The sequence below is a fragment of the Stenotrophomonas sp. BIO128-Bstrain genome (genome assembly GCF_030128875.1).
GTDB lineage: Bacteria > Pseudomonadota > Gammaproteobacteria > Xanthomonadales > Xanthomonadaceae > Stenotrophomonas > Stenotrophomonas bentonitica_A.
This window is the reverse complement of sequence record NZ_CP124620.1, coordinates 3,924,205-3,950,000: the sequence shown is the minus strand read 5'-3', so window position 1 is coordinate 3,950,000 and position 25,796 is coordinate 3,924,205. Positions and strand designations below refer to the sequence as shown.

Sequence of the window (25,796 nt, the reverse complement as noted above, 5' to 3'; positions counted from 1 at the left end):
GTCAAAGAACTTTGGAGTCGGCCTCAGCGCCTTCCTCCGTGTGCCCCGACGTTTCCGTCGTTGCGAGCCGCCCATTATAGCCGGCTTTTCCGCCTCGTCAACACCTTTTTCAAGGCCGTTTCACCGAAGTGAAACGTTGTTGCCGATGTTGCTTCGTCGTGCGACCCGGAGGTCTTTTCGTCGAAGCGAGCCGCCTATTATGTCAGGCTTTTCGAATCTGTCAACACCTTGTGAGGATAACTTGAAGTTCTTCTCGAAGATGTTGCTGTAAGTGCATAAAAAGCATGTGCTTACATAAAAAGGAAAACCCCGCTGCGTGAGCAGCGGGGTTTTCGGGGTAAAAACCCTGGCGATGACCTACTCTCGCATGGCTTAGGCCACACTACCATCGGCGCAGCTGCGTTTCACTTCCGAGTTCGGGATGGGATCGGGTGGTTCCACAGCGCTAATTTCACCAGGGAGACAGTTGGAGCGTCGCCATCCTAAGGAACGGATAAGGCGCCTGCCTCTCGTAAGTCTTGTGACGTAGCGTGCACTTGGGATCTATCGACATGTCATGTCGGCCAAGGCAACTTGAGGTTATATGGTCAAGCCACACGGATCATTAGTATCAGTTAGCTCAATACATTGCTGTACTTACACACCTGACCTATCAACCACATAGTCTATATGGTTCCTTCAGGGGGCTTGTGCCCCGGGAGATCTCATCTTGAGGCGCGCTTCCCGCTTAGATGCTTTCAGCGGTTATCGCTTCCGAACATAGCTACCCGGCAATGCCACTGGCGTGACAACCGGAACACCAGAGGTTCGTCCACTCCGGTCCTCTCGTACTAGGAGCAGCCCCTCTCAAATCTCCAACGCCCATGGCAGATAGGGACCGAACTGTCTCACGACGTTCTGAACCCAGCTCGCGTACCACTTTAAATGGCGAACAGCCATACCCTTGGGACCGACTACAGCCCCAGGATGTGATGAGCCGACATCGAGGTGCCAAACACCGCCGTCGATATGAACTCTTGGGCGGTATCAGCCTGTTATCCCCGGAGTACCTTTTATCCGTTGAGCGATGGCCCTTCCATACAGAACCACCGGATCACTAAGTCCTAGTTTCCTACCTGCTTGATCCGTCGATCTTGCAGTCAAGCACGCTTATGCCTTTGCACACAGTGCGCGATGTCCGACCGCGCTGAGCGTACCTTCGAGCTCCTCCGTTACTCTTTAGGAGGAGACCGCCCCAGTCAAACTACCCACCATACACGGTCCCCGATCCAGATTATGGACCTAGGTTAGAACGTCAAGCACGACAGGGTGGTATTTCAAGGATGGCTCCACCACAGCTAGCGCCATGGTTTCATAGCCTCCCACCTATCCTACACAGACGAACTCAACGTTCAGTGTAAAGCTATAGTAAAGGTTCACGGGGTCTTTCCGTCTTGCCACGGGAACGCTGCATCTTCACAGCGATTTCAATTTCACTGAGTCTCGGGTGGAGACAGCGCCGCTGTCGTTACGCCATTCGTGCAGGTCGGAACTTACCCGACAAGGAATTTCGCTACCTTAGGACCGTTATAGTTACGGCCGCCGTTTACTGGGGCTTCGATCAAGAGCTTCGCCTTGCGGCTGACCCCATCAATTAACCTTCCAGCACCGGGCAGGCGTCACACCCTATACGTCCACTTTCGTGTTTGCAGAGTGCTGTGTTTTTGATAAACAGTCGCAGCGGCCTGGTTACTGCGGCCCTCTTCAGCTATAGCTCGCATGAGCCACCAAAAAGGGCGCACCTTCTCCCGAAGTTACGGTGCCATGTTGCCTAGTTCCTTCACCCGAGTTCTCTCAAGCGCCTGAGAATTCTCATCCTACCCACCTGTGTCGGTTTACGGTACGGTCTGCGTAAGCTGAAGCTTAGGAGCTTTTCCTGGAAGCGTGGTATCAGTGACTTCGTCTTAAAGACTCGTCTCGGTGCTCGGTCTTAAAGGATCCCGGATTTGCCAAAGATCCAAACCTACCGCCTTTCCCCCGGACAACCAACGCCGGGTACACCTAACCTTCTCCGTCCCTCCATCGCACTTACGCGAGGTGCAGGAATATTAACCTGCTTCCCATCGACTACGACTTTCGTCCTCGCCTTAGGGGCCGACTCACCCTGCGCCGATTAACGTTGCGCAAGGAAACCTTGGGCTTTCGGCGTGCGGGTTTTTCACCCGCATTATCGTTACTCATGTCAGCATTCGCACTTCCGATACCTCCAGCAGACTTCTCAATCCACCTTCAACGGCTTACGGAACGCTCCTCTACCGCGTACATATAAATATGCACACCCCAAGCTTCGGTTCACTGCTTAGCCCCGTTAAATCTTCCCCGCAGACCGACTCGACCAGTGAGCTATTACGCTTTCTTTAAAGGGTGGCTGCTTCTAAGCCAACCTCCTGGCTGTCTGTGCCTTTCCACATGGTTTTCCACTTAGCAGTGAATTTGGGACCTTAGCTGTGGGTCTGGGTTGTTTCCCTTTTCACGACGGACGTTAGCACCCGCCGTGTGTCTCCCATACAGTCCGTCTCGGTATTCGGAGTTTGCAATGGTTTGGTAAGTCGCGATGACCCCCTAGCCATAACAGTGCTCTACCCCCGAGAGGATACATATGAGGCGCTACCTAAATAGCTTTCGAGGAGAACCAGCTATCTCCGGGTTCGATTAGCTTTTCACTCCTAATCACAGCTCATCCCCGTCTTTTGCAACAGACGTGGGTTCGGGCCTCCAGTACCTGTTACGGCACCTTCACCCTGGCCATGACTAGATCACCCGGTTTCGGGTCTACTGCCCGCGACTATGCGCCCTTATCAGACTCGGTTTCCCTTCGCCTCCCCTATACGGTTAAGCTTGCCACGAACAGTAAGTCGCTGACCCATTATACAAAAGGTACGCAGTCACTCTTTCGAGCTCCTACTGCTTGTACGCACACGGTTTCAGGATCTATTTCACTCCCCTCTCCGGGGTTCTTTTCGCCTTTCCCTCACGGTACTGGTTCACTATCGGTCGGTCAGTAGTATTTAGCCTTGGAGGATGGTCCCCCCATGTTCAGACAGGGTTTCACGTGCCCCGCCCTACTCGTCTTCACTGGAGTGGCCCTTTTAAATACAGGGCTATCACCTTCTATGGCCAGCCGTTCCAGGCTGTTTTTCTAGAACCATTCCAGCTTAAGGGCTAGTCCCCGTTCGCTCGTCGCTACTCAGGGAATCTCGGTTGATTTCTTTTCCTCTGGTTACTTAGATATTTCAGTTCACCAGGTTCGCTTCCAGCAGCTATGTATTCACTGCAGGATACCCGCAAGCGGGTGGGTTTCCCCATTCGGACATTACCGGATCAAAGCTTGTTGCCAGCTCCCCGATACTTTTCGCAGGCTGCCACGTCCTTCATCGCCTCTGACCGCCAAGGCATCCACCGTGTGCGCTTATTCGCTTGACCATATAACCGCAAGTTGCCTTGGGTTACATATATGACCTGGGGGTACAAAGCCCAGATACGAAATATAACGACTCAATTAATAAGAAGACATTTAAGTCTTCCGCCTTAGCCTCACGACACGTCTAAGATAGAATCTCAAAACGCTCGCTACGTCACAAGTTTTAAAAGAACACGTACCAGCCACAATGCTGATCCGTAATAAATTCTTTGTATGCGCTAATCATTCAGAGTGGTGGGTCTGGGTAGACTCGAACTACCGACCTCACCCTTATCAGGGGTGCGCTCTAACCACCTGAGCTACAGACCCAATGTCCGTTCAGCTCATTGCTACCGCGTCGATAAACTCGCGGCGTGTGGTGGAGCCTGTCGGGATCGAACCGACGACCCCCTGCTTGCAAAGCAGGTGCTCTCCCAGCTGAGCTAAGGCCCCATATACGGGACTATCCACATCGGCCAGGCCGACGTGAAACTCTGAATGCAGGTTACTTGTGAAGACGCCCGACAGGACGATGCTGTCTTTGCTCAAAAGGAGGTGATCCAGCCGCACCTTCCGATACGGCTACCTTGTTACGACTTCACCCCAGTCATCGGCCACACCGTGGCAAGCGCCCTCCCGAAGGTTAAGCTACCTGCTTCTGGTGCAACAAACTCCCATGGTGTGACGGGCGGTGTGTACAAGGCCCGGGAACGTATTCACCGCAGCAATGCTGATCTGCGATTACTAGCGATTCCGACTTCATGGAGTCGAGTTGCAGACTCCAATCCGGACTGAGATAGGGTTTCTGGGATTGGCTTGCCCTCGCGGGTTTGCAGCCCTCTGTCCCTACCATTGTAGTACGTGTGTAGCCCTGGTCGTAAGGGCCATGATGACTTGACGTCATCCCCACCTTCCTCCGGTTTGTCACCGGCGGTCTCCTTAGAGTTCCCACCATTACGTGCTGGCAACTAAGGACAAGGGTTGCGCTCGTTGCGGGACTTAACCCAACATCTCACGACACGAGCTGACGACAGCCATGCAGCACCTGTGTTCGAGTTCCCGAAGGCACCAATCCATCTCTGGAAAGTTCTCGACATGTCAAGACCAGGTAAGGTTCTTCGCGTTGCATCGAATTAAACCACATACTCCACCGCTTGTGCGGGCCCCCGTCAATTCCTTTGAGTTTCAGTCTTGCGACCGTACTCCCCAGGCGGCGAACTTAACGCGTTAGCTTCGATACTGCGTGCCAAATTGCACCCAACATCCAGTTCGCATCGTTTAGGGCGTGGACTACCAGGGTATCTAATCCTGTTTGCTCCCCACGCTTTCGTGCCTCAGTGTCAGTGTTGGTCCAGGTAGCTGCCTTCGCCATGGATGTTCCTCCCGATCTCTACGCATTTCACTGCTACACCGGGAATTCCACTACCCTCTACCACACTCTAGTCGCCCAGTATCCACTGCAATTCCCAGGTTGAGCCCAGGGCTTTCACAACAGACTTAAACAACCACCTACGCACGCTTTACGCCCAGTAATTCCGAGTAACGCTTGCACCCTTCGTATTACCGCGGCTGCTGGCACGAAGTTAGCCGGTGCTTATTCTTTGGGTACCGTCAGAACAACCGGGTATTAGCCGACTGCTTTTCTTTCCCAACAAAAGGGCTTTACAACCCGAAGGCCTTCTTCACCCACGCGGTATGGCTGGATCAGGCTTGCGCCCATTGTCCAATATTCCCCACTGCTGCCTCCCGTAGGAGTCTGGACCGTGTCTCAGTTCCAGTGTGGCTGATCATCCTCTCAGACCAGCTACGGATCGTCGCCTTGGTGGGCCTTTACCCCGCCAACTAGCTAATCCGACATCGGCTCATCTATCCGCGCAAGGCCCGAAGGTCCCCTGCTTTCACCCGAAGGTCGTATGCGGTATTAGCGTAAGTTTCCCTACGTTATCCCCCACGAAAAGGTAGATTCCGATGTATTCCTCACCCGTCCGCCACTCGCCACCCATAAGAGCAAGCTCTTACTGTGCTGCCGTTCGACTTGCATGTGTTAGGCCTACCGCCAGCGTTCACTCTGAGCCAGGATCAAACTCTTCACTTAAAAACGCATAGTCCGAAGACTAAAAATTTAAAGCTGCAGATGCTTGACCGCTGGCAACGTTTCGCTTGCTTTAAAACAATTGATATGTTGCTTGATCAAACGTCTGCAAGATGGACAATCATCCTTCCTGCAGGCGCCTTCACAAGATACCTGCGCATACTGTCAAAGAACTTTGGAGTCGGCCTCAGCGCCTTCCTCCGTGTGCCCCGACGTTTCCGTCGTTGCGAGCCGCCCATTATAGCCGGCTTTTCCGCCTCGTCAACACCTTTTTTCAAGGCCGTTTCACCGAAGTGAAACGTTGTTGCCGATGCTGCTTCGTCGTGCGACCCGGAGGTCTTTTCGTCGAAGCGAGCCGCCTATTATGTCAGGCTTTTCGTTTCCGTCAACACCTTCTTTCGAAGCTTGTTGCCGTCGCTGCGGGTGGGTGTTCACCGGGGTGAAGACCGCGTCGCAGCGAGGGAGCGAATACTAAAGACTTCTGAAAATTCGTCAAGCGTTTTCGTCGATCTTTTTCATCATCGCGTCATCCGTGCGTGCTGCTCGACAACAAGCGCGGCAGCACGCGCGTTGCGCGTGCTGCCGCAGGCTTGCTAACAATGCATCTCTTGTCATCAGGAATGCATGCGATGTCTGCGGTAGGCAAACGTTCGTTGTGGCGCGATCTCTCCCTGCCTGCGGTGATGGCAGGTTTCATTACCGTCTTGGTGGGCTTCGCCAGTTCGGCGGTGATCGTTTTCCAGGCCGCACGCGCGGTCGGCGCAGACCAGGCCCAGATCGCTTCGTGGATGTGGGCGTTGGGGCTTGGCATGGGCGTGCCGTGTATTGGTCTGTCACTGCGCTATCGGATGCCGGTCGTCACTGCATGGTCCACGCCCGGTGCGGCGATGCTCGTGGTCGGTGCGGGCGCGGTCGGCTACAGCGACGCGATCGGTGCGTTCGTGCTTGCCGCCGTGCTTGGCATGTTGGCCGGCTTCTCGGGAATCTTCGCGAAGCTGATGAAGCGTGTGCCGATGGCGCTGGCCGCGGGCATGCTTGCGGGTGTACTGCTGCGCTTCGGGCTGGATGTGTTCGTCTCGATGGGCACCCAGCTGGGCATGGCATTGGCGATGTTCGTCACCTGGCTGATCGGGCGACGGCTGTTCCCGCGCTATGCGGTGATCGCCACCCTGCTTGTCGGTGCCCTGGTGGCGGCCGGTCAGGGCCTGCTTCATATGGAACAGGTGGGACTGGAACTGGCCACGCCGGTGTTCACCTGGCCAACGCTGTCGTGGGCAGCGGTGTTCGGCATCGCCCTGCCCCTGTTCGTGGTCACCATGGCCTCGCAGAACATCCCGGGCGTCGCGGTGATCCGTGCCTCCGGGTATGACACGCCCGTCTCGCCCGTGATCGGCTGGATCGGCGTGGTCAATACGGTGCTCGCCCCCTTTGGTGCCTATGGGCTCAACCTGGCCGCGATCACCGCCGCGATCTGCATGGGGCGCGAAGCGCACGAGGATCCGGCCCGCCGTTACACCGCCGCCGTGGCCGCGGGCGCCTTCTATATCGTGGTCGGGCTGTTCGGGGCGACGGTGGCCGCCGTATTCGCTGCCTTCCCCAAGGAGCTGGTCGCCTGCGTGGCCGGCATCGCGCTGTTCGGGACGATCGCCAACAGCCTGGCCACGGCGCTGCGCGAGGAGGCCGATCGTGAAGCGGCGCTGGTGACGTTCCTGGTCACCGCCTCGGGCCTGTCGCTGGCCGGGATCGGTTCGGCGTTCTGGGGGTTGGTGGCTGGCGGGATCTGTCTGGTGGCATTGCGGCCGCGCCCGGCCGCACACTGACAGGTCACGCGCCTTACAGCCGCCTCAACACGACGGATGGCGGTCTTGCACCGCCACGGCGGCATCGATCTCGGCGTCGATGATCACCTCGTGCGTGGCGGCGCTGGGCGCGCGATCAGGATCCTCGGCCGTCTCGCCCGGCCGGGCCGGGGACGGAACCGTACTCATAGCGGGCGAACCGCCAGGGTCTGCTGCAGCACATGCTGCGCGCCCGGCGCCAGGGTCACCACGTCCGGACCGGCGTTGGCCGCCTCCAGGCACACATAGTTGCGCCAACCGGCCCCGACGTCGGCCATCTTGCTGGCACCGGCTTCACCCGGGTTCCACGCCACCAGCGAGCGGCTGCCGGTGGTGGTGATCTCGATGCGGCGCTTCAGGCCCGGGTCCTTGAGCAGGTAACGGCCGCCGGCCTGCGTATAGATGCGGTCGCTGCGGCCCGGATCGCGCGGGTCGCGCAGGCTCCACTCGCCCTGCTGCGGGCGGGGGGCGGCGTAATTCTCGAACTTGTCCAGGTAGGACAGTCCCTCCAGCCCTTCCACGCTGACCTGCATCGCATCGCTGACATGGAAGTAGTTGTGCAGGGCCTGGGTGAAGGCGACCGGTTGGCGGCCGGTGTTCTCGGTGATCAGGCGCTGCTCCAGCGTGCGGCCGATCCGCAGCTCCATGCGCAGGCGCAGGTCCAGGTTCTCCAGCACCGGTGGCGACAGGGTCAGCACCATGGTGCCATCGGCCTCGCGGCGGGCCTGCTGCAGCGTCCATGGCACGTTGCGGACGAAGCCATGCGAGGGCACGTCGTTGCCCTGCCCCTGGCGGCCGAAATACGGCCAGCACACGGGGGTGCCGCCACGGATCGGGGTCGGCAGTGGCTGGGCACTGGGCGAGAGCCACATCACGTCCTGCCCGCCCTTGGGCACATAGGACAGGAGCTGGCCGCCGAACACGCTGATCGCGGCGGTGGCGAACGGCGTCTCGACCTTCCAGGCAGGGAAGCCCTGGATGTCGGCCAGGCTGAGCCCGGGCACCTTGGGCAGGGCAGCGCGCGGCGCGGCCGGCGACTGGACGTACTGGGCGTGGTTGGGCGGCAGGGTGAACACGGTGGAGGTCGGCATGGTCGATGTTGATGAAAGAGGAGCACCGCGCAGGGCGGTGAGGATGCGCTGGCCGGCACGGCCATCGGCGGGGGTCCAGCCCAGGCGCTGCTGTTCGGCCTGGATGGCGCGCCGGGTGGCGGTGCCGATCATGCCGTCGGCTGTGCCGATATCGTGGCCGCGGGCCAGCAGCAGGGTCTGCAGTTCACGGCGTTCGGTACGGCCGATGCCGGGATCGTCGGTCGGCCAGGCGGCCACGATGCCCTGGCCACCGCGCAGGCGGTCGGCCAGGGTGGCGATCGCCAGGGCGTAGCTCTCGGCGGCGTTGTACGCGTAGATCGCGTCGTAGTTGCGGAACACCAGCCAGGCCGGGCCCTTGATCCCGGTGGGCAGCAGCAGCGCGGCACTGCTGTCGGCGGGCAGCCCGGCCGGGGCCAACGCGCCGCCGGCCACCGGGACGATGCCCTGTGCACGCCAGTCGGCCAGTGGCCTGCGCTGGGTGCGGCCGGCCTGGCCGGCGTTGAAGCCGGCCGGAACCGTCACTTCCATCCCCCAGGGCTGGCCGGTGCGCCACCCGGCCTTCTTCAGATAATTGGCGGTGGAGGCCAGCGCATCGGGAATCGAGGCGACCAGATCGCGACGGCCATCGCCGTCGCCATCCACCGCGATGCGCGCATAGGTGGAGGGCATGAACTGGGTATGGCCGAACGCGCCGGCCCACGAACCGGTCAGGCCTTCGGCGCGCAGGTCGCCGGCATCGATCAGCTTGAGCAGGGCGAGCAGTTCGCCGCGGAAGAAGGGCTGGCGGCGGCCTTCGCAGGAGAGCGTGGCCAGCGACTGCAGCAGCGGGCGCTTGCCGAACACGCGGCCGTAGTCGCTTTCCACGCCCCAGACCGCCACGATGGTGGCCGGATCAACCCCGTACTCGGCCGAGACCCGGGCCAGCAGGTCGCGGTGCTCGACCAGGCGGGCACGCCCGTCCTCGACGCGCTGGGTATCCACCAGCGCGGCAAGGTAGTCCCACAACGGGGTAGTGAATTCCGGCTGCGCGTCCAGCAGCGGCAGCACGCTGGGATCCGGGGTCAGCCCGGCGGTGAGCACATCGAAGCGCTCGGCGCCGATGCCCTGCTTGCCGGCCTGCGCCTTGAGCGTGGCCAGACAGGTGGAGAACGCATCCGGGGCGGCCACCGCCAACGACGGTGCGCCGAGCCACAGCCCGGCCAACAACAGGGGCGACCATCGCATTGGCGGAATCCTTGCAGCCAGTGGACCTGCATCATAGCGGCAATGCTGCGCAGGTCAGACCGGCTGCAGCAGGCGGAGGCCGAAGGCCGGATCGGTGGCGTTCCAGTGGGCCGTCACGCGCAGGCCCGCGGCCGCGGCCATCGTTGCGAACACCACGTCGGTGTACTTGTGGCTGTACTCCACCGTCATCGCCTCGCCTGCGGCGAAATCGAAGCTCTGCCCGTCCACCTGCACGCGCTGCTCGCGCTGGCTGACCAGTTCGGTTTCGATGCGCAGGCGCGGCACGCTGTACCGCGCGCGATGACGGAACCCGTCGAGATCGAAATCACTGCCGATGTCGCGGTTGAGCCGGCGCAGCAGATTGAGGGTGAAATCGGCCGTGACGCCGGCGGCATCGTTGTACGCGGCTTCGATCAGCCCCGCATCCTTGTGCAGGTCGATGCCGATCAGGGCCATGCCGTCGGGGCCCATGGTCTGGCGCATGGCCTTCAGCAGCGCAATGGCCTCGTCCTGCGCGAAGTTGCCCAGCGTCGAGCCCGGGAAGAACACCAGGTGGCGCGCCGGCTCGCGCTGCGGCGATGGCAGCTGCACCGGCTGGGTGAAATCCGCGCAGACCGGCAGCATTTCGATCTCCGGCAGCAACGGGGCCAACCGGGTGATGCTGTCCAGCAGTGCGGCACGGGAGATCTCGATCGGGGTGTACGCCACCGGGTCACGCAGTGCCTGCAGCAGCAGCTCGGTCTTGCGCCCACTGCCGCTGCCCAGCTCGACCACGTGCAGGCGGGGACCGACCACCTTGGCGATGTCACGCGCGCAGTCCTGCAGCAGCTGCAGCTCGGTGCGGGTCGGGTAGTACTCTGGCTGCTGGGTGATCTGCTCGAACAACGCCGAGCCGTGGGCATCGTAGAAATACTTGGACGGCAGCTGCCGCGGCGTGGCGGAGAGGCCACGCAGGATGTCGGCGGTGATCTGGTCGCGGTCCGGCTGCAGATCGGTCAGCGCCTGGAGTGCATCACGGACCGAACTCATGCGGCGTCCCGGGCCAGGCGCAGGCCGGCGAACTGCCACCGGGCCGACGGCGCGAAGAAATTGCGGTAGCTGGCGCGCAGGTGATCGGCAGGCGTGGCACAGCTGCCGCCGCGCAGGACCCATTGCCCGCACATGAACTTGCCGTTGTACTCGCCGAGATTGCCCGGGAAGGTGCGGAACCCCGGATACGGCCCGTAGGCGCTGCTGGTCCATTCCCAGACATCGCCGAACAGCTGGACGATATCGCCTGATTCTTCCGCCCCGCCGGGGTGAAGCTGATCGCAATCGGCAAAACGACCCCGCAGCGGGCGGCCCGCGGTGGCCGCCTCCCATTCGAATTCGGTGGGCAGGCGGGCCTCCTGCCAGCGCGCGTAGGCGTCGGCTTCGAAGTAACTGAGATGGCAGACCGGGGCGTGCGGATCGAGCGGGCGCCACCCGCCGAGGGTGAACTCGCGCTCCAGTGCGTCATCCCAATACAGCGGATGCTGCCAGCGCTGGTCCTGGCACAGGGTCCAGCCTTCGCTCATCCACCAGCGCGGCTCGCGGTAGCCGCCGGCCTGGACGAACCGGCGATACTCATCATTGCTGACCGGGCGATTGGCCAGCGCATGCGCCGGGACCAGGGCGCGGTGTACGGGCGATTCGTTGTCGTAGGCGAATGTCGGCTGGGTAGGCCAGACCGGCGCGCCGATCTCCACGATCTGCTCGGGACTGCTGAGCCACTGCAGGGGCAGCGCACAGGCCGGCGCCACCGCAAGATCCTCACGGTAGGCCGGCTGCAGCGGGTTGGACCAGAACGCATGCTTGATATCGGTCAGCAGCAGTTCCTGATGTTGCTGTTCATGGTGCAGGCCGAGCAGCAACTGGTGCCGGGCCTGCTCGCTGAGGCTGCCGGCCTGCAGGGCGGTGATCACGCGCTGGTCGATCCGGGCACGGAACTCCAGCACCTCCTCCAGCGACGGGCGCGAGAGCAGGCCACGCTGCGGACGTGCATGTGCCGGACCGATGCTCTGGTAATAGCTGTTGAACAGGTAATGCCAGTCCGCATCGATCGGTGCGTAACCGGGCCGGGTGGCCAGCACGAAGCGCTCGAAGAACCAGGTGGTGTGGGCCAGGTGCCATTTGGCCGGGCTGGCATCGGCCATGCTCTGCACCATGGCGTCTTCGGCGCTCAGCGGGGCGGCCAGTGCGACCGTGCGGGCCCGCACGCCGGCGTAGCGGGCGGCCAGCGACGACGGCGGGGCGGCAGTGAGCGGTGGTGCGGCAGCAACGGCGGTATTCATTGCGATCAGGATCGACCAGCCGGAGTGAGTGCCACGTCATGGCACGGCATCGGTCTGGTGACAGCGTTCAAGTTGAATACGCGATCCCCGTACGCGCCCGGGCGACGACGCTGCGGGAGTGCGTGCGGCCGCGCTGGGTCAGGGCAGCGCGTCGAGATAGAACCAGCGCCCCTCTTCGCGCACGAAGCGGCTGTGCTCGAGCATCTTCACCGCACTGCCGCCGCCCACCTTGTAACGGGCAAGGAACCGGACCTGGGCGTGGTCCGGATCCGACTGGGTGTGGGCCTGGATCGTCAGCCCCAGCCAGTGGGTGCGCTGGCCGGGCGCTTCCTCCAGCGACAGCTCGGCCGGGCGCGTGGACGGGTGCCAGCTGGCCAGCAGGTAGTCGGCCAGGTGGCGCACGTAGGCGCTGTAACGCGAACGCATCAGCGCTTCGGCATCCGGGGCGGGCGCGCCGGCGTGATAGCGGCCGCAGCAGGCGGTGTAGGCCAAGGGGCGGCCGCAGGGACAGGGATCGGAGTTGGCGGTGGTCATGGGGGTATTGTCGCGCGATGACCGGGCGTATGCTGGCGCGCCTTCTGCCGCGATGTCCCGCCGTGCTTGAGCTGGTTCCCCCTGAGCTGTTGTGGTTGGTGGCGATCGCCTTCATCGCCGGTCTGGTCGATGCCGCGGTCGGCGGCGGCGGGCTGGTGCAGTTGCCCGGGTTGTTCACCGTATTGCCGCAGCACACGCCGGCGATGCTGTTCGGCACCAACAAATTCAGTTCGATGTTCGGTACGGCAGCGGCGGCGTTCCGCTATGCACGCAATGTGCGCTTCCCGTGGCGGCCAGTGCTGTTCGCCGCGGGCACGGCCTTCGTGTTCTCCTTCGCCGGCGCCACGGCGGTCAGCCTGCTGCCCAAGGACGCGGTGCGCCCGCTGGTGCTGGTGCTGCTGGTGGCGATGCTCGGCTACACGCTGTGGAAGAAGGACTTCGGTGCCCTGCACCGCCCGCGCGAGATCGGCCGCAAGGAGCTGGTGACCGCGCTGGCGATCGGTGCGGTAATCGGGTTCTACGATGGCTTCTTCGGGCCGGGCACCGGCAGCTTCCTGATCTTCCTGTTCGTGCGTTTCTTCGGGCTGGACTTCCTGCGCGCCTCGGCCGCCTCCAAGGTGGTGAACCTGGCCACCAACGTGGCGGCGATCTCGTTCTTCGTGCCGACCGGCAACATCCTGTGGCTGTTCGCGCTGCCGATGGCCGTGGCCAACATCATCGGCTCGGTGGTCGGCACGCGGATGGCGCTGCGCGGTGGCACGCCCTTCATCCGCAAGCTGTTCGTCGGCCTGGTGGTGGTGCTGATCGCCCGGATGGGCTGGGATACCTTCGCCGGCTGACAGGACGGGCCAACCCTGGGGGCTGACCCGTCGATTGCTCAACGCTTGGGCTTGACCGGCTTCTTCGCGGCGGTCCTGGGTGCCGGCCTGGCCGCCGCCTTGCTGGCGGCCTTCCTGGCCGGCGCTTTGGCGGGTGCCTTGGCCGCGGCTTTCTTCGGGCGCGATGCCGGTGCCGGTGCATCCGGCGTCGCCGTGGCGGCGTCGGCCTGCCCGGCAGCCGGTTCGGCGATCACGGCATCGGCGGCCTGCCCTGGCACCTCGACCTCCGCCGGCGCTGCGATCACGGCCGCTGCCGATACCGGCGCCACCGCGGCCTCACCGCCGGCGCGGGCGCGTTCGGGCAGCTTCAGGCGCTTGCCTTCCTCGTCGTACTCGATCAGCAGCACGCCGGAGTCGTGGCGACCGCTGATCTCCACAAAGCACGCACCGCCGATGAACGGCTCCAGCGTCATCACCGACTTCAGCGGCGTGGCCACGACCATCTGGAACCCGAAGTTGTCGAAGATGTTCATCGCCAGCGCGGTGAACTCGTTGTCGGCCTTGTCGAAGGCTTCATCGAGCACGACTGCCGCGTAGCTGGGCAGCTGGCCGTCGGCACCGCCGAGCTGGTAGCGCAGCGCGGCCGCCAGGCAGGTGGTGGCCAGCTTCTGGCGCTGGCCGCCGGATTTGCCCGCGCCGCTGCGGTAGATCTCGACCTGCTGGCGGGTGGCGGCATCGAGCTCGACGCCGACAAATTCCACATGCAGGCGCACGTCGAGTACCAGCTCGCGCCAGCGCTTGTCCTCGCCTTCCTGCGAGCCGAGCTTGGCGACCAGTTCACGCAGCACCGCGAACTGCGCTTCGGCCAGTTCGCGCTGCTCGGTCTGCTGCTGGGACAGGACATCGCGCAGGCGCTGGTGGAAATCCAGCACCTCGGGCAGGCGGCGGTCGGTGAGTTCAATGGTCAGCAGCGTGCCGCGGTTGAACGGCACCTGCTCCAGCGAGGCATTGACCTCGTCCAGGCGCTGGGCGATCGACTTGCGCGCCTCGGCGGTGTGGCGCTGCAGGGCCAGCAGGTTGTTCTTGCTCTGGCTCTGCAGCAGATCGAAGAAGCGTGCCTCGTGCTGCGGCAGGCCATCGTTCTCCAGCCGCTGCAGGCGGGCCAGGAAATCGTCGGCGCTGGACAGGCTGACGGTGAAGTCGCCGCTGTCTTCCGGCCAGGCCTGGCAGTAGCGGCGGAAGCAGCCCAGCAGCAGGTTCTCCAGCCGGTTGTGTTCGGCCTGGGAGCCGCCGAGCTGTTCGTTGAGCGTGTTGCTGATCTGCCGGAAGTGCGCTTCCAGGTTTTCCAGGCTGAGCACGCCGAGCGCTTTGAGGCGTTCGTCCAGGCCCTGCTGCTGCAGGGGCGTGACCACGCGCTTGGCCAGCGGCGCGCACTGCTCGTGCAGGCGCGCCAGGCGTTCGTGCTCACGGCCGAGCTGGCCGCGCTCCACGCGCACGTCTTCATAGGTGCGCTTGGCCTGGGCCACATCGGCCCGGGTCTTTTCGATCTGTTCGCCGAGCCTGCGCAGGTCGGCATTGCCTTCGCGCAGGTCGTGCAGGGCCTGGGCGATGTCGTCCAGGCGCTGCAGCGGCGCGGCCACATCGATCTCGTCCCAGCCCAGCGTGCACAGTTGATGGCAGGCCAGGCGGGCCTTGCCATCCTGTTCGCGCTGCGCGCGCAGCCCGGCCACGTCGCTGTCGCAGGCGGCGATGCGCTGCGCCAGTTCGATCGCTTCGCTCTCGTACAGGTCCAGTTTGTCGCGGTTGTTGAAGCCGAGCAGCCAGCGGCGGCGGTCGCTGATGTTGTGGCGATCGTCCTTCTCGAAACGCTCGCCCGGGTGCTTGACCTGGCCTTCCTTGGTGATGCCGCGGTCGGTATCGCGCAGGTGGCGCGCATCGACGCATTCGTAGTCGAAGCGCTTGCCCAGCTCGCGGCGCAGCCAGCCGGCATAGCCGTGCTCGCGCAGCACCAGCTTGTGCAGCAGCGAGCGTGCACCGGGCTCGCGGCCATGCAGCGCATCATCGTTGCGGCGCACGCGGTAATACACCAGGCGGGTACCGAGGTGGGTCTGGTTGATCCACTCCGAGACCTGGGCATGGTGGCGCTCATCGACCAGCAGCGACTGCGCGAAGCCGTGCAGCACACGCTCGATCGCGCCCTGCCATGCGGCGTCTTCATCGCGGACCTGCAGCAGTTCACCCACGAACGGCAGCGCCGCCTCGGGAATGCCGGTGTCGCTGCTCAGGCGCGCGCGCAGCTGCTGCATCGGCGCCGGAATGCTGGACGGGGTGCGCTTGAGCGCCTCCAGTTCCGAACGCACCTCGGCAAAGCGGCGCTCGTCGTCGCGCTTGCCGCCCATGCGCTCGGCGATGGCTTCATCCAGCTCGGCCGCGGCACGCTGGCCGTCGTCCAGTCTGGCCTGGGCGCGGGCCAGCTGTTCGGCGAAGCCGTGCGCGGTCTCGGCCAGGGTTTCGCCGAGCTCGCGGCTGGCATGGTTGGCCTGGTTGCGCTTGGCCAGGCGGCGGTCGCGTTCCTGGGCGACACGGCCCTGTTCGCGCTCCAGCTCTTCGATGCGCTCGCCGCCCTGCTGGCGACGCTGCGCCTCCAGTTCGGCGAGGTGGCTTTCATGGTTCTCCAGCGCGCTGCGGCGCTGGCCTTCTTCACCGGACAGGCCGCGGTCGCGGGTGTCCAGTTCCAGCAGGCGCGCCTCGAGCAGGGCCAGGCGACGCTGCTCGCGCACACCGTCGATGCCCAGCTTCATCTCGTCCAGGTCTTCACGCTGGCGGCGCAGTGCCTGCAGATCGGCGTAGTGACCGCGCGCCGGCAGCAGGGTTTCGACCTGGCGGCGCGCGGTGACCACGGCCTGGTGGGCGCCATCGAGTTCGGCGAAATCATCGACCAGGCGCTCGGCGGCATCGAAGGTGCGCGGCGCATCGAGCATGAAGTCGCGCAGGAACACGTTCAGATCGCCGAGGTTCTTCGCCGACTGCGTCTTGTGCAGCAGGCGCAGCGCCATTTCGTTCTCTATCCCGAGCACGTGGCGGAACCGTTCGGCATAGCTGGCGAAGCTGTCGAAGTGATGCACATCGCCCAGGCGCTGCTTGAGCTTGCGCAGGTCCAGGTCGAAGCCGCCGAGGTCGCGCGCGATGTCGAAGCTGCGCTCTGCGACCATGTAGTGCTTGCGCACATCGGCCGCGGCGGCGCCGTTGCCGGCGATCCAGAACAGCCGCACCAGGCTGACGATGCGGCCGTCGTTGCTGCGGTACTCCAGCACCAGCGCGGTCCAGGTGGCGCCCTTGCGCAGGTACTGGGTGGCGATCTCGCCGGTGCCGCTGTCCTGCTGATCAGCCCACGCGCCACGCACATAGGAGACCAGGTTGCGGTCGCGGCCACTGCGTTCGGCTTCGCGCGCGGCGGCGTTGAAGTCGACCAGGGCCGGCGGCACCAGCAGCGCGGACATCGCATCGAGCAGGGTCGACTTGCCCGAGCCGGAGCGGCCGACGAACAGGAAGCCACGTTCGGCGATCGGCACTTCGGTCAGGCCGGAGAAGGTGCCCCAGTTGTGGACCTGCAGGCGGCGCATGCGGAACTGCTGCGCGCGCGGGTCGGGCTGGTCGCCGGGGAACAGGGCGGGTGCGGGAATGTGGACGGTCATGGCAGGGCTAGCAATCCAGGCAGGGCAGCGGCGCGCGGGCGCGCGCTCAGGCGTCGAGGTCGGCCGGCGCTTCGCGCAGGCGGCGGTACACCTGGGCCAGGGCGGCGACATCTTCGGCGGAGAACATCAGTTTCAGTGCCGGCGAGACTTCATGACGCGCATCGTCACCGCCAAGGCGGGTGAGGATGTGGTTGTCCTTCATCTTCTGCACGGCACTGGCGACGCGGCGGTTGAAGCCGGCGCGGTCGGTGGACAGGTGGCGCTCGTACACGGCCAGTGCTTCGGCCAGCTCGCCATCTTCGACCACCGCGCGCACGCCGCGTGCATCGGCTTCGGCCAGCTGCTGGCGCAGGTGCAGCAGCAGCACCGAGTCGATGAAGGTCAGCGGCGAGGTACGCAGCAGCACCGGCGCGTCGATATCTTCGGTATCGGCCTGGCGGGTGAAGGCCACCCCGCTCTCGCGGTCCAGCACCAGCTCCAGGAACAGGTCCGAGAGCGCTGAGCGGATCGCCGCTTCACTGCGGATCAGCGCCGGCCACAGCTTGGCGTGGCGCAGCTGGTCGATGCTGGGGCCGATCAGCAGCTGGCACAGCGCACGGCGGCCATCGAGCGGCAGCCGGCCGGTATCGCCCATGTAGAAGACATCGTTGCTGCGTCGCAGGACCGGCGTCACCACGACCGGCTCGTCGTCATGCTCGTCGGCGCCGCCGTCGATCGGGGTGTCGGTGGATTGTTCATGCCAGCTCATGGCGTTTCTCCTGGGTGAACCAGATCAGCGGAATGCGGGCGCGACGCCATTGGCCATCGCCGCCGCGCCATTGCGCGATCTCCTGTTGATCGGTGGCGACCTCGCCATGGCGGGTGCCGAGGGAGAGGTAACCGATGATGCTGCCCAGCCCCTGCGGGGCCTCACGGTGGTCGAGCACCTGCGCGATCGACAGCCGCGGCTGCTCGCCAAGCAGGTCGTGCAGATCGCGGCGCAGGGTGCGGAAGTCGATTTCCGAGGCGGCGACGAGATCGCCGACGCTTTCCAGCGAGATCGCGGCGGTGTCGTTGCGCTGCACGCTGCCATCGACCTGCGCCTGGCGCGGGTCGTGCAGCTTCCACTGCGACAGCGAGCGCAGGCGGCTGGTGGTCAGCTGCAGGTCGCGGCCGATGCTGCGCTGGGCCGGGATGTGGTCGCGAAGGCCCAGCGCCTCGCCCTGGGCCTGCTTGAGCAGCTGGTTGAGGCGGCGCTGTTCCAGGTAGCCGCGGCTCTGCACGAAGCCACGCAGGCTGCGCGCGAAGTGCTGCAGCACATCGTGGACCTGGCCACCGCGCTCGAGCATGGTGGTGGTGAAGCCGCGCAGGAAGGTGCGTTCGTTGCGGTCCAGCTTGCGGGCAAAGCCACGGGCAAGCACGGTCTCCAGCGCGGCGTCGAGCTGGGCGCTCTGTTCGGCATCGTTGAGCAGGCGCCAGAACGCCTCGAAGCTGCGCCCGGCATCGCTGTCGCCGATCACGTCCACGCCTTCGAACAGCTTGGAGAGCACGTCGCCGCGCTCGCCTTCGTCATCGATGATGCGTTCGCGGAATTCGCGGTTGAGGCGTTCGAAGTCGTCACGCACGCGGCGGAAATCTTCGGTCAGTTCGTCGGCCAGGCCGATGATCTGGCGGGTCCGTTCCAGCGCGCGCTTGCCATCCAGCGAGGACACCTTGCCGCCGCTGACGCGGGCGATCTCGGCATCGATGCGGTCGCGCTCGTCGCGCAGCGCGGACAGGCGTGCGTCCGGATTGGATTCGGTCAGCGCAGCCAGCTGCGAGAGCTGCTCGATCACCAGTGCCAGGCGGCTCTCGGTGGCGGCAGCGCGCGCCTGCTCCAGGCTGTCGGCGAAGCGGATCGCCTGCGCGGCCTGGGTGGACAGTTCGTACTGTTCCTGGTCGGCACCCTCGGGCAGGCGGCGTTCCAGCCAGCCCTGGGCCAGCCAGTGGGCGATGTAGGCCTGCGCGGTGCGCGGCAGATCGCGCGACAGTTCATCGGCCTTCAGATCATCCAGCGCGCGCTGCAGGCGTTCGTGCAGCACCGCGGTGGACAGGGTGCGCTCGTCCTGCATCAGCAGGCTCTGCAGCAGGCCGATGATCTCCGGCGCGTGATCGGCCGCCAACAGCTTCCACTGCGACTGTTCGCGCAGGTGGCGGTAACGGGTAATGCGCTCGCGATGCTTCATTCGAGACCGGGGACAGGAAGACGGGCCGCGCGGGTCGCAGCGGCCGGGAGGGAAACGGGACGCGCACGCACCCGCAGGGCCGGGCCGAAGCCCAGCACCTGCCGGCCGCGCGCGACGGCGCGGGGAATCAGCGCTTGCCGCCCACTTCGATGAAACGCAGGAATTCGGCGCGGGTACGCGCGTCCTCGCGGAAGCTGCCCAGCATCTTGGAGGTGACCATGCTGACGCCACGCTTGTGGATGCCGCGGGTGGTCATGCACTCGTGCGCACCTTCCACCACCACGCCCACGCCGACCGGCTGCAGCACGTCCTGGATGCACTGGGCGATCTGCGCGGTCATCTTTTCCTGGACCTGGAAGCGGCGTGCGTACGCCTCGACCACGCGGGCCAGCTTGCTGATGCCCACCACCTTGCCGGCCGGCAGGTAGCCGACGTGCACGCGGCCGATGATCGGCGCCATGTGGTGTTCGCAGTGGCTTTCGTACTCGATGTCGCGCAGCACGATCAGTTCATCGTAGCCGGCCACTTCCTCGAAGGTCCGCTCCATGTAGGCGCGCGGGTCATCGCGGTAGCCGCTGAACCAGTCGCCATAGGCTTCGGCGACGCGGCGCGGGGTATCCAGCAGGCCTTCACGGGTCGGATCTTCACCGGCCCAGCGCAGCAGGGTGCGCACCGCCGATTCGGCCTCGGCCTGGGTGACGGGGTTGGCGTCGTTGTCTTGCTTGCTCATTACATACAGCACCCGAAGGGGGGCGAGCATCGTACCCGACAGACCCCTCGGGCGTCCTGCGCTGGGGCTCGGTGGCCCTGCCCGCGCAGGCCCTCGTTGGGCGACGGTTGTGCCGGAGGTATTGATAGGAGGGAAATTAGTAGTATCCTATCTATTCTGATGAACCGATCCTTCGACGAACGCACCCAGCTGCAGATGCAGCTCAGCTCCGGCCTGCTGTACGCAGGGCGGCAGTGGCAGCGCCTGGCCGACCAGGCCCTGGGCAGCTACGGCATCTCCGCCGCGTGCACCATGCCGCTGCTGATGATCGGGCGCGCCGGCGGGGGTATCCGCCAGGTGGCGCTGGCCCATCAGCTGGGCATGGAAGGCCCCTCGCTGGTGCGCCTGCTGGACAAGCTGGCCGCCAGCGACCTGGTCCGCCGCGAATGCGACGCCAGCGACCGCCGCGCCAACCTGCTGTGGCTGACCGACAAGGGCGAGGCCCTGGTCAGCGAGCTGGAAACCCAGTTGATCGGCCTGCGCCAGGACGTGTTCGGCGAGCTGTCCATGGATGAACTGCGCACCGTGCTGAAGCTGTGGCAGCTGCTGGCCGACGCTGCCGACCGCGTGACGTAAGCCTGTCCCCCCGTTGTGCCGCCCGGTGTCGTCCCTCGACGCCGGGCGATCCCCTTTCCGCTCCCCTGCGAATCCTTTGCCTCGATGTACGGTGAATTCAGTCTCTATGGTGTGTTCGTCCCGACCCTGCTCGGGCTGATGCTGCTTGCCTACCTGCTCAAGAGCGGGTTGCGCGTGGTCCTGCAGCGCACCGGCGCCTACCGCCACATCTGGCACCCCGCCCTGTTCAACCTGGCCGTGTACGTGATCGTGCTCGGCGGGTTGTTTTCCCTGATGCGTTGGATGCAATCGTGAACAAGATCCTCAAGCAGACATTCCCGGTCGTGTTGACCGTCGTGGCCGTGGTGGCCGCCGTGCTGGTGCTGCGCCACCTGTGGGCGTACTACATGGACGAACCGTGGACGCGCGATGCGCACGTCAGCGCCGACGTGGTGCAGGTGGCGCCGGATGTGTCCGGGCTGGTGGAGGCGGTGAAGGTGGCCGACAACCAGCCGGTCAAGCGCGGTGAGGTGCTGTTCGTGGTCGACCGGGCGCGCTATGAGATCGCGCTGGAGCAGGCCCAGGCCGCCCTGGGCGAGCGCCGCGCCACGCTGGACCAGCTGCGCCGCGAGATCGCGCGTGACCGCAGCCTGCAGGATCTGGTCGCCGCCGAGGATGCCGAAGTGCGCCGCGCCAAGCTGCTCGCCGCGCAGGCCTCGATGGCGACCGCACAGGCCGCGGTGGATCTGGCCAAGCTCAACCTGGCGCGCACTGAAGTGCGCAGCCCCAGCGATGGCCACGTCAACGACCGCACCGTGCGTGCCGGTGACTATGTGACTGCCGGGCGCCCGGTGATGGCCGTGCTCGATACCGGCTCGTTCCGCGTGGACGGCTACTTCGAGGAAACCCGCCTGCAGGGCGTGCATGCGGGCCAGAAGGTCGACATCCGCCTGATGGGCGAGGCGCAGCCGCTGCAGGGCCACGTGCAGAGCATCGCCGCCGGCATCGAAGACCGTTACCGCAGCGAAGGCAGCAGCCTGCTGCCGAACGTGACCCCGGCCTTCGACTGGGTGCGGCTGGCCCAGCGCATCCCGGTGCGCATCCATATCGACCGCGTGCCGGCCGGGGTCAACCTGATCGCCGGGCGCACCGCCACCGTTACCATCCAGCCGGACACCGCGCCGGCCACGCCGGCACAACCGGCACGGACGGCGCTGTGAACCGCCCGGCGCTGCACCGCATCGCGCTGGGGCTGGCGCTGACCACGCTGGCCGCGTGCCGCACCGTCGGCCCGGACTACGCGGTGCCGGCCGGCTCCGCGTTCCAGCGGCCGGAGGCCAATGCCGCCTTCCTCGACACCGGCAACCCGCAGGTCGCCGCTGGCGCCACGCTGCCCGCACGCTGGTGGGAGCTGTACCAGGACGACACCCTCAACGCGCTGGTGCAGCAGGCGCTGCGCGACAACGTGGAACTCAAGGTGGCCGATGCCAACCTGCGTCGCGCTGCTGCCGTGTACGAGCAGGCGCTGGATGCCGGTGGGTTCGAATACGAGGCCGAGGCCGGGGTGAGCCGCGCGCAGCTGTCGGCCGAATCATTCCTGCTTGAACACGAACTGCCGCCGATCAACCTGGCCGACGGCAAGTTCGCGGTGTCCTATCAGTTCGATCTGTTCGGCAAGCTCAAGCGCGCCTCCGAAGCCGCGCATGCCGACGAGCAGGCCACCGCCGCCGCGATGGACCTGGCGCGCGTGTCGCTGGTGGCGCAGGTGGCCGGCAGTTACGTCGACATCTGCCACGCCAACCACGAACTGCATGTGGCCGAGCACTCGCTGCAGCTGCAGCAGCGCAGCCGCGAGGTCACTCAGCGCTTGATCACCGCCGGCCGCGGCACCCCGCCGGAGCTGGCGCGTGCCAACGCCCAGGTGGCGATGCTGCAGGCCGCGTTGCCGCCGCTGCGCGCGCACCGGCAGGCCTCCGAATACCAGTTGGCCGCCCTGCTCGGCCGCACCCCGGGCCAGCTGCCCGACGGCGTGAGCGACTGCAGCCAGGCCCCGACCCTGGCCCAGGCGCTGCCGATCGGCGATGGCCGCGCGCTGCTGCAGCGCCGCCCGGACATCCGCCAGGCCGAGCGCAAGCTGGCCGCCGCCACCGCGCGGATCGGCGTGGCCACCGCCGAGCTCTACCCGGACATCCGCCTCGGCGCCTCGGTCGGTGCCGCCGGCCTGCTGGAGGATTTCGGCACGCCGCTGACCCAGCAGTGGTCGATCGGCCCGCTGATCTCCTGGACGCTGCCCTCCTCCGGCACGCATGCACGCATCCACGCCACCGAAGCCGGTGCCGATGCGGCGCTGGCCGAGTTCGACCACAGCGTGCTGCAGGCCCTGCGCGAAACCCAGACCGCGCTGAGCCGCTATGCCCAGGATCTGCAGCGCCTGCAGTTCCTGCAGCAGGCGCAGCAGCAGGCCGACCTGGCCGCCAGCCAGAACCGCCGCCTGTACCAGGGCGGGCGCACGCCCTACCTGGCCAGCCTGGACGCGGACCGCAGCCTGGCCAGCGCCGATGCGACGCTCGCCGAGGCGCAGGCGCAGGTCTCGCGCGACCAGATCCAGTTGTTCCTGGTGCTCGGCGGCGGCTGGAACGCCGACGCCGTCGCCACCGGCACGGCCGCGAGGTAAGCCATGCTGCTGCTGGACAGACAGGCCTGGTTGTTCTCGGTCAAGACCTTCCTGGCGGCGCTGGCCGCGCTGTACATCGGGCTGGCCGGCAATCTCTCGCGCCCGTACTGGGCGATGGCCACGGTCTACATCGTGACCCAGCCGATGCTCGGCCCGACCCGTGCCAAGGGCGCCTACCGCATCCTCGGCACCCTCATCGCCGGTGCGGCCACGCTGTGGATGCTGCCGCACCTGGTGGAAACCCCGCTGCTGCTGAGCGCGGCGATGTCGCTGTGGCTGTCCACCTGCCTGTTCATCGCCCTGCTCAACCGAGGCCCGCGCGGCTACGCGTTCCTGCTGGCCGGGTACACCACCGCCTTCATCGGCTTCCCGGCGGTGACCTCGCCGGACACCATCTTCGACACCGTGGTGGCGCGCAGCGAGGAGATCATCCTCGGCACCGTGGTGGCGGTACTGTTCGCCTCGCTGTTCTTCCCCGCCTCGGTGCGGCCGATGCTGCGCGCGCGGATCGGCAGCTGGATGGGCGATGCCGCCGACTGGTGCCGGCAGATCCTCTCGCGCGGTCACGCGCATGGACCGCGCAACCGCCTGGCCGCCGATCTGGTGCAGTTCGAAGCGCTGATCGAGTTCATGCGTCGCGACGACCCGCGCCACGCCGGGGCGGCGGTCTCGATGGAGCGCCTGCGCGAACGCATGCTGCTGATGCTGCCGGTGCTGTCCTCGATCGCCGACCGGCTCGGTGCGCTGCGCGCGGGTGGCCGCGCGCTGCCACCGGGGCTGGAGCCCTTGATCGCCGATCTGGCGCAGTGGCTGGAGCAGCCGGGCCGCTCCAGTGCCAGCGCCTACGCCACGCTGCGCGCGCGCATCGTCGCGCTCAAGCCGGCGGTGGATGGCGAGCTGGATCACCTGCTGCTGGTCACCCTGCTGCTGCGCCTGGAAGAGCTGGTCGATCTCTGGCAGGACTGCACCACCCTGCACGCCGCCATCGACGCCGGCACCGCGCCGAGCAATACCGCGCACTACCGCGTGCGCACCCAGCGCGTGGACCACGTGCGCCATGTGGACTACGGCATGGCGCTGTTCTCCGCGGCCAGTGCCGGTGTCGCCCTGATGACCTACTGCGTGCTGTGGATCGGGCTGGGCTGGGAAGGTGGTGGCAACGGCGCGATGATGGCCGCGGTGGCCGCCGCGTTCTTCGCCGCGCAGGATGATCCCGCACCGAGCATGCTGTCCTTCCTGCTCTGGGCCATCGTGGCCAGCCTGGTGGCCGGCGTGTACCTGTTCGGGATCTTCCCGGCCGTGCACGACTTCGGCAGCCTGGCTCTGGTGCTGGCGGTGATCTTCCTGCCACTGGGCCTGCTGCTGCATCGGCCCAAGACCGCGTTGATCGGCTTGCCGCTGACGGTGAACCTGGTGGCGCTGCTGAACGTGCAGAACACCTACAGCGCCAACATCCAGAGCTTCATCAACTCCGCCGTGGCGATGTTCATCGGCATTGGCTTTGCGGTGGTGATGACCCGGCTGTTCCGCTCGGTGGGTGCCGAGTGGACCGCGCGCCGGCTGGTGCGCCAGGGCTGGACCACGCTGGCCGATGCGGCCGAGGGCCGCGGCCAGCAGGATCGCCAGCAGTTCGCCGCGCGCATGCTGGATCTGCTCGGCCTGCTCGCACCGCGCCTGGCAGCCACGCCGGAAGGCAGCGACATCGCCTCGGTGGACATGCTCACCGAGGCGCGCATCGGCCTGAACATCCTGCAGCTGCGCCGCTCCCGGCACGGCCTGCCGCCGGCCAGCGTGGCCGCGATCGAGGCCATCCTGGACGACATCGCCGCGTACTACCGCGCGCAGGTGGACAAGCGCCGCCCCCTGCCGGCACCGCCCGGGCTTCAGGCACGGCTGGAGGCCTCGCTCAAGCGCGTGCAGACCGTGGAGGCGGGCAAGGCCCGCGACGAGGCCCTGATGGGGTTGATCGGGCTGCGCTATGCGCTGTTCCCCGAGGCACCGGTCATCGAGGCCGCCGCCGACCCCGCCGCGGCAGCACCGGGCCTGCCGGCGCCGCGCTGAACCGGCCCCGGCGCGCGCCGGCCGGTCCGCGCCGATCAGGGCTATCCTGACGCATGCATTTGCGCATGGATCAAGGTGATTCCCGATGAGTTACGACCTGATGGTGTTCGACCCCGCCGTCGCCCCGCGCGAGGCCGAGGCCTTCCTGCAGTGGTACGACGCGCAGACCGAGTGGAACGAGACGCACGATTACGACGACCCGAAGGTGTCGGTGCCGGCCCTGCAGGCGTTCTTCGCCGCGCTCGCCGAGCATTACCCGCCGATGGACGGTCCGCTGTCCGATGAGGAAGACGACCGCCCGGAAGTGACCGACTACAGCATCGGCCAGCACGTGGTCTACGCCTCGTTCGATGACGAGGTGGCCGAGAACGCGCACGGCCTGGTGCAGGTGCTGGCCAACACCCACCAGCTGGGCTTCTTCGATGTCAGCGGTGACGGCGCCATCGTGTTCCCCGATGGCACCGTGGTGATTCCGGAGTAAGACCGGACA

At 65.5% G+C, this 25,796-nt stretch carries 16 protein-coding genes, 2 tRNA genes, 3 rRNA genes and 1 pseudogene; 8 read left to right on the top strand and 14 right to left on the bottom strand.

Annotated elements, in window-relative coordinates; translation table 11 throughout:
• Positions 1-344: 344 nt before the first annotated feature.
• The 5 genes from rrf to POS15_RS17955 form a co-directional block, all read right to left on the bottom strand.
• A 5S ribosomal RNA gene (gene rrf / locus POS15_RS17975) occupies positions 345-459 on the bottom strand.
• A 124-nt stretch (positions 460-583) separates the two neighbouring features.
• A 23S ribosomal RNA gene (locus POS15_RS17970) occupies positions 584-3,462 on the bottom strand.
• A gap of 230 nt (positions 3,463-3,692) precedes the next feature.
• Positions 3,693-3,769 (bottom strand) — tRNA-Ile (locus tag POS15_RS17965).
• Positions 3,770-3,816: 47 nt separating this feature from the next.
• Positions 3,817-3,892 (bottom strand) — tRNA-Ala (locus POS15_RS17960).
• A gap of 95 nt (positions 3,893-3,987) precedes the next feature.
• Positions 3,988-5,534: ribosomal RNA gene (locus POS15_RS17955) — 16S ribosomal RNA — on the bottom strand.
• Together the 16S, 23S and 5S rRNA genes with 2 tRNA genes alongside form the textbook arrangement of a ribosomal RNA operon.
• 626 nt (positions 5,535-6,160) lie before the next feature.
• Here POS15_RS17955 and POS15_RS17950 point away from each other — a divergent pair.
• Positions 6,161-7,351, top strand: coding sequence for a benzoate/H(+) symporter BenE family transporter (locus tag POS15_RS17950; protein ID WP_284128610.1), 1,191 nt, complete (start codon positions 6,161-6,163; stop codon positions 7,349-7,351).
• A 24-nt stretch (positions 7,352-7,375) separates the two neighbouring features.
• Here the strand turns inward: POS15_RS17950 and POS15_RS17945 are convergent, their stop codons facing one another.
• The 5 genes from POS15_RS17945 to POS15_RS17925 form a co-directional block, all read right to left on the bottom strand.
• Positions 7,376-7,519 (bottom strand): hypothetical protein, encoded by a 144-nt coding sequence (locus POS15_RS17945; RefSeq protein WP_019183974.1) that lies wholly within the window; start codon positions 7,517-7,519, stop codon positions 7,376-7,378.
• Positions 7,516-9,684: a lytic murein transglycosylase gene (locus tag POS15_RS17940; RefSeq protein ID WP_051010506.1), complete on the bottom strand. Its 2,169-nt coding sequence runs from the start codon at positions 9,682-9,684 to the stop codon at positions 7,516-7,518. The genes POS15_RS17945 and POS15_RS17940 overlap by 4 nt, the downstream gene beginning before the upstream one ends.
• Before the next feature lie 54 nt (positions 9,685-9,738).
• Positions 9,739-10,713: an L-histidine N(alpha)-methyltransferase gene (gene egtD / locus POS15_RS17935; RefSeq protein ID WP_019183975.1), complete on the bottom strand. Its 975-nt coding sequence runs from the start codon at positions 10,711-10,713 to the stop codon at positions 9,739-9,741.
• Positions 10,710-11,996 carry an ergothioneine biosynthesis protein EgtB gene (egtB, locus tag POS15_RS17930; RefSeq protein WP_284128609.1) on the bottom strand — a complete coding sequence of 429 codons (1,287 nt, stop codon included), beginning with the start codon at positions 11,994-11,996 and terminating at the stop codon, positions 10,710-10,712. The genes egtD and egtB overlap by 4 nt, the downstream gene beginning before the upstream one ends.
• A gap of 138 nt (positions 11,997-12,134) precedes the next feature.
• Positions 12,135-12,530 carry a YchJ family metal-binding protein gene (locus tag POS15_RS17925; protein ID WP_019183977.1) on the bottom strand — a complete coding sequence of 132 codons (396 nt, stop codon included), beginning with the start codon at positions 12,528-12,530 and terminating at the stop codon, positions 12,135-12,137.
• A gap of 62 nt (positions 12,531-12,592) precedes the next feature.
• On the opposite strand from POS15_RS17925, the gene POS15_RS17920 reads away from it, so the two are divergent.
• The gene (locus tag POS15_RS17920; protein WP_026069903.1) at positions 12,593-13,369 is read left to right on the top strand and encodes a TSUP family transporter; all 777 of its coding nucleotides are present in this window, start codon (positions 12,593-12,595) and stop codon (positions 13,367-13,369) included.
• Between the two features lie 38 nt (positions 13,370-13,407).
• On the opposite strand, the gene POS15_RS17915 is transcribed toward POS15_RS17920, so the two are convergent.
• The 4 genes and pseudogenes from POS15_RS17915 to folE all read right to left on the bottom strand — a co-directional run bounded on the left by POS15_RS17915 (position 13,408) and on the right by folE (position 19,977).
• Positions 13,408-17,043, bottom strand: coding sequence for an SbcC/MukB-like Walker B domain-containing protein (locus POS15_RS17915; protein WP_284128608.1), 3,636 nt, complete (start codon positions 17,041-17,043; stop codon positions 13,408-13,410).
• Between the two features lie 46 nt (positions 17,044-17,089).
• Positions 17,090-17,689, bottom strand: a pseudogene (locus POS15_RS17910) (DUF4194 domain-containing protein); the annotation flags it as partial.
• Positions 17,690-17,777: 88 nt separating this feature from the next.
• Complete coding sequence (locus POS15_RS17905; RefSeq protein WP_019183981.1) at positions 17,778-19,247, bottom strand: DUF3375 domain-containing protein; 1,470 nt, start codon at positions 19,245-19,247, stop codon at positions 17,778-17,780.
• A 127-nt stretch (positions 19,248-19,374) separates the two neighbouring features.
• Positions 19,375-19,977: a GTP cyclohydrolase I FolE gene (folE, locus tag POS15_RS17900; RefSeq protein ID WP_019183982.1), complete on the bottom strand. Its 603-nt coding sequence runs from the start codon at positions 19,975-19,977 to the stop codon at positions 19,375-19,377.
• Positions 19,978-20,136: 159 nt separating this feature from the next.
• On the opposite strand from folE, the gene POS15_RS17895 reads away from it, so the two are divergent.
• The 6 genes from POS15_RS17895 to POS15_RS17870 all read left to right on the top strand — a co-directional run bounded on the left by POS15_RS17895 (position 20,137) and on the right by POS15_RS17870 (position 25,787).
• Positions 20,137-20,592 carry a MarR family transcriptional regulator gene (locus tag POS15_RS17895; RefSeq protein WP_019183983.1) on the top strand — a complete coding sequence of 152 codons (456 nt, stop codon included), beginning with the start codon at positions 20,137-20,139 and terminating at the stop codon, positions 20,590-20,592.
• A gap of 84 nt (positions 20,593-20,676) precedes the next feature.
• A complete protein-coding gene (locus POS15_RS17890; RefSeq protein WP_019183984.1) occupies positions 20,677-20,886 on the top strand; it encodes a DUF1656 domain-containing protein in 210 nt (69 codons plus the stop codon).
• Complete coding sequence (locus POS15_RS17885; protein ID WP_070426259.1) at positions 20,883-21,791, top strand: HlyD family secretion protein; 909 nt, start codon at positions 20,883-20,885, stop codon at positions 21,789-21,791. The genes POS15_RS17890 and POS15_RS17885 overlap by 4 nt, the downstream gene beginning before the upstream one ends.
• The gene (locus POS15_RS17880; protein WP_284128607.1) at positions 21,788-23,245 is read left to right on the top strand and encodes an efflux transporter outer membrane subunit; all 1,458 of its coding nucleotides are present in this window, start codon (positions 21,788-21,790) and stop codon (positions 23,243-23,245) included. The genes POS15_RS17885 and POS15_RS17880 overlap by 4 nt, the downstream gene beginning before the upstream one ends.
• Before the next feature lie 3 nt (positions 23,246-23,248).
• Positions 23,249-25,306: an FUSC family protein gene (locus POS15_RS17875; RefSeq protein ID WP_284128606.1), complete on the top strand. Its 2,058-nt coding sequence runs from the start codon at positions 23,249-23,251 to the stop codon at positions 25,304-25,306.
• Positions 25,307-25,391: 85 nt separating this feature from the next.
• Complete coding sequence (locus tag POS15_RS17870; RefSeq protein WP_088435243.1) at positions 25,392-25,787, top strand: hypothetical protein; 396 nt, start codon at positions 25,392-25,394, stop codon at positions 25,785-25,787.
• Positions 25,788-25,796: the final 9 nt, after the last annotated feature.

Coding starts and splice junctions, on each gene's coding strand:
- egtB (WP_284128609.1), bottom strand. CDS start 11,996: ATGAATACCGCCGTTGCTGCCGCACCACCGCTCACTGCCGCCCCGCCG.
- POS15_RS17925 (WP_019183977.1), bottom strand. CDS start 12,530: ATGACCACCGCCAACTCCGATCCCTGTCCCTGCGGCCGCCCCTTGGCC.
- POS15_RS17940 (WP_051010506.1), bottom strand. CDS start 9,684: ATGCGATGGTCGCCCCTGTTGTTGGCCGGGCTGTGGCTCGGCGCACCG.
- POS15_RS17950 (WP_284128610.1), top strand. CDS start 6,161: ATGTCTGCGGTAGGCAAACGTTCGTTGTGGCGCGATCTCTCCCTGCCT.
- POS15_RS17945 (WP_019183974.1), bottom strand. CDS start 7,519: ATGAGTACGGTTCCGTCCCCGGCCCGGCCGGGCGAGACGGCCGAGGAT.
- egtD (WP_019183975.1), bottom strand. CDS start 10,713: ATGAGTTCGGTCCGTGATGCACTCCAGGCGCTGACCGATCTGCAGCCG.
- POS15_RS17905 (WP_019183981.1), bottom strand. CDS start 19,247: ATGAAGCATCGCGAGCGCATTACCCGTTACCGCCACCTGCGCGAACAG.
- POS15_RS17915 (WP_284128608.1), bottom strand. CDS start 17,043: ATGACCGTCCACATTCCCGCACCCGCCCTGTTCCCCGGCGACCAGCCC.
- POS15_RS17890 (WP_019183984.1), top strand. CDS start 20,677: ATGTACGGTGAATTCAGTCTCTATGGTGTGTTCGTCCCGACCCTGCTC.
- POS15_RS17895 (WP_019183983.1), top strand. CDS start 20,137: ATGAACCGATCCTTCGACGAACGCACCCAGCTGCAGATGCAGCTCAGC.
- POS15_RS17875 (WP_284128606.1), top strand. CDS start 23,249: ATGCTGCTGCTGGACAGACAGGCCTGGTTGTTCTCGGTCAAGACCTTC.
- folE (WP_019183982.1), bottom strand. CDS start 19,977: ATGAGCAAGCAAGACAACGACGCCAACCCCGTCACCCAGGCCGAGGCC.
- POS15_RS17870 (WP_088435243.1), top strand. CDS start 25,392: ATGAGTTACGACCTGATGGTGTTCGACCCCGCCGTCGCCCCGCGCGAG.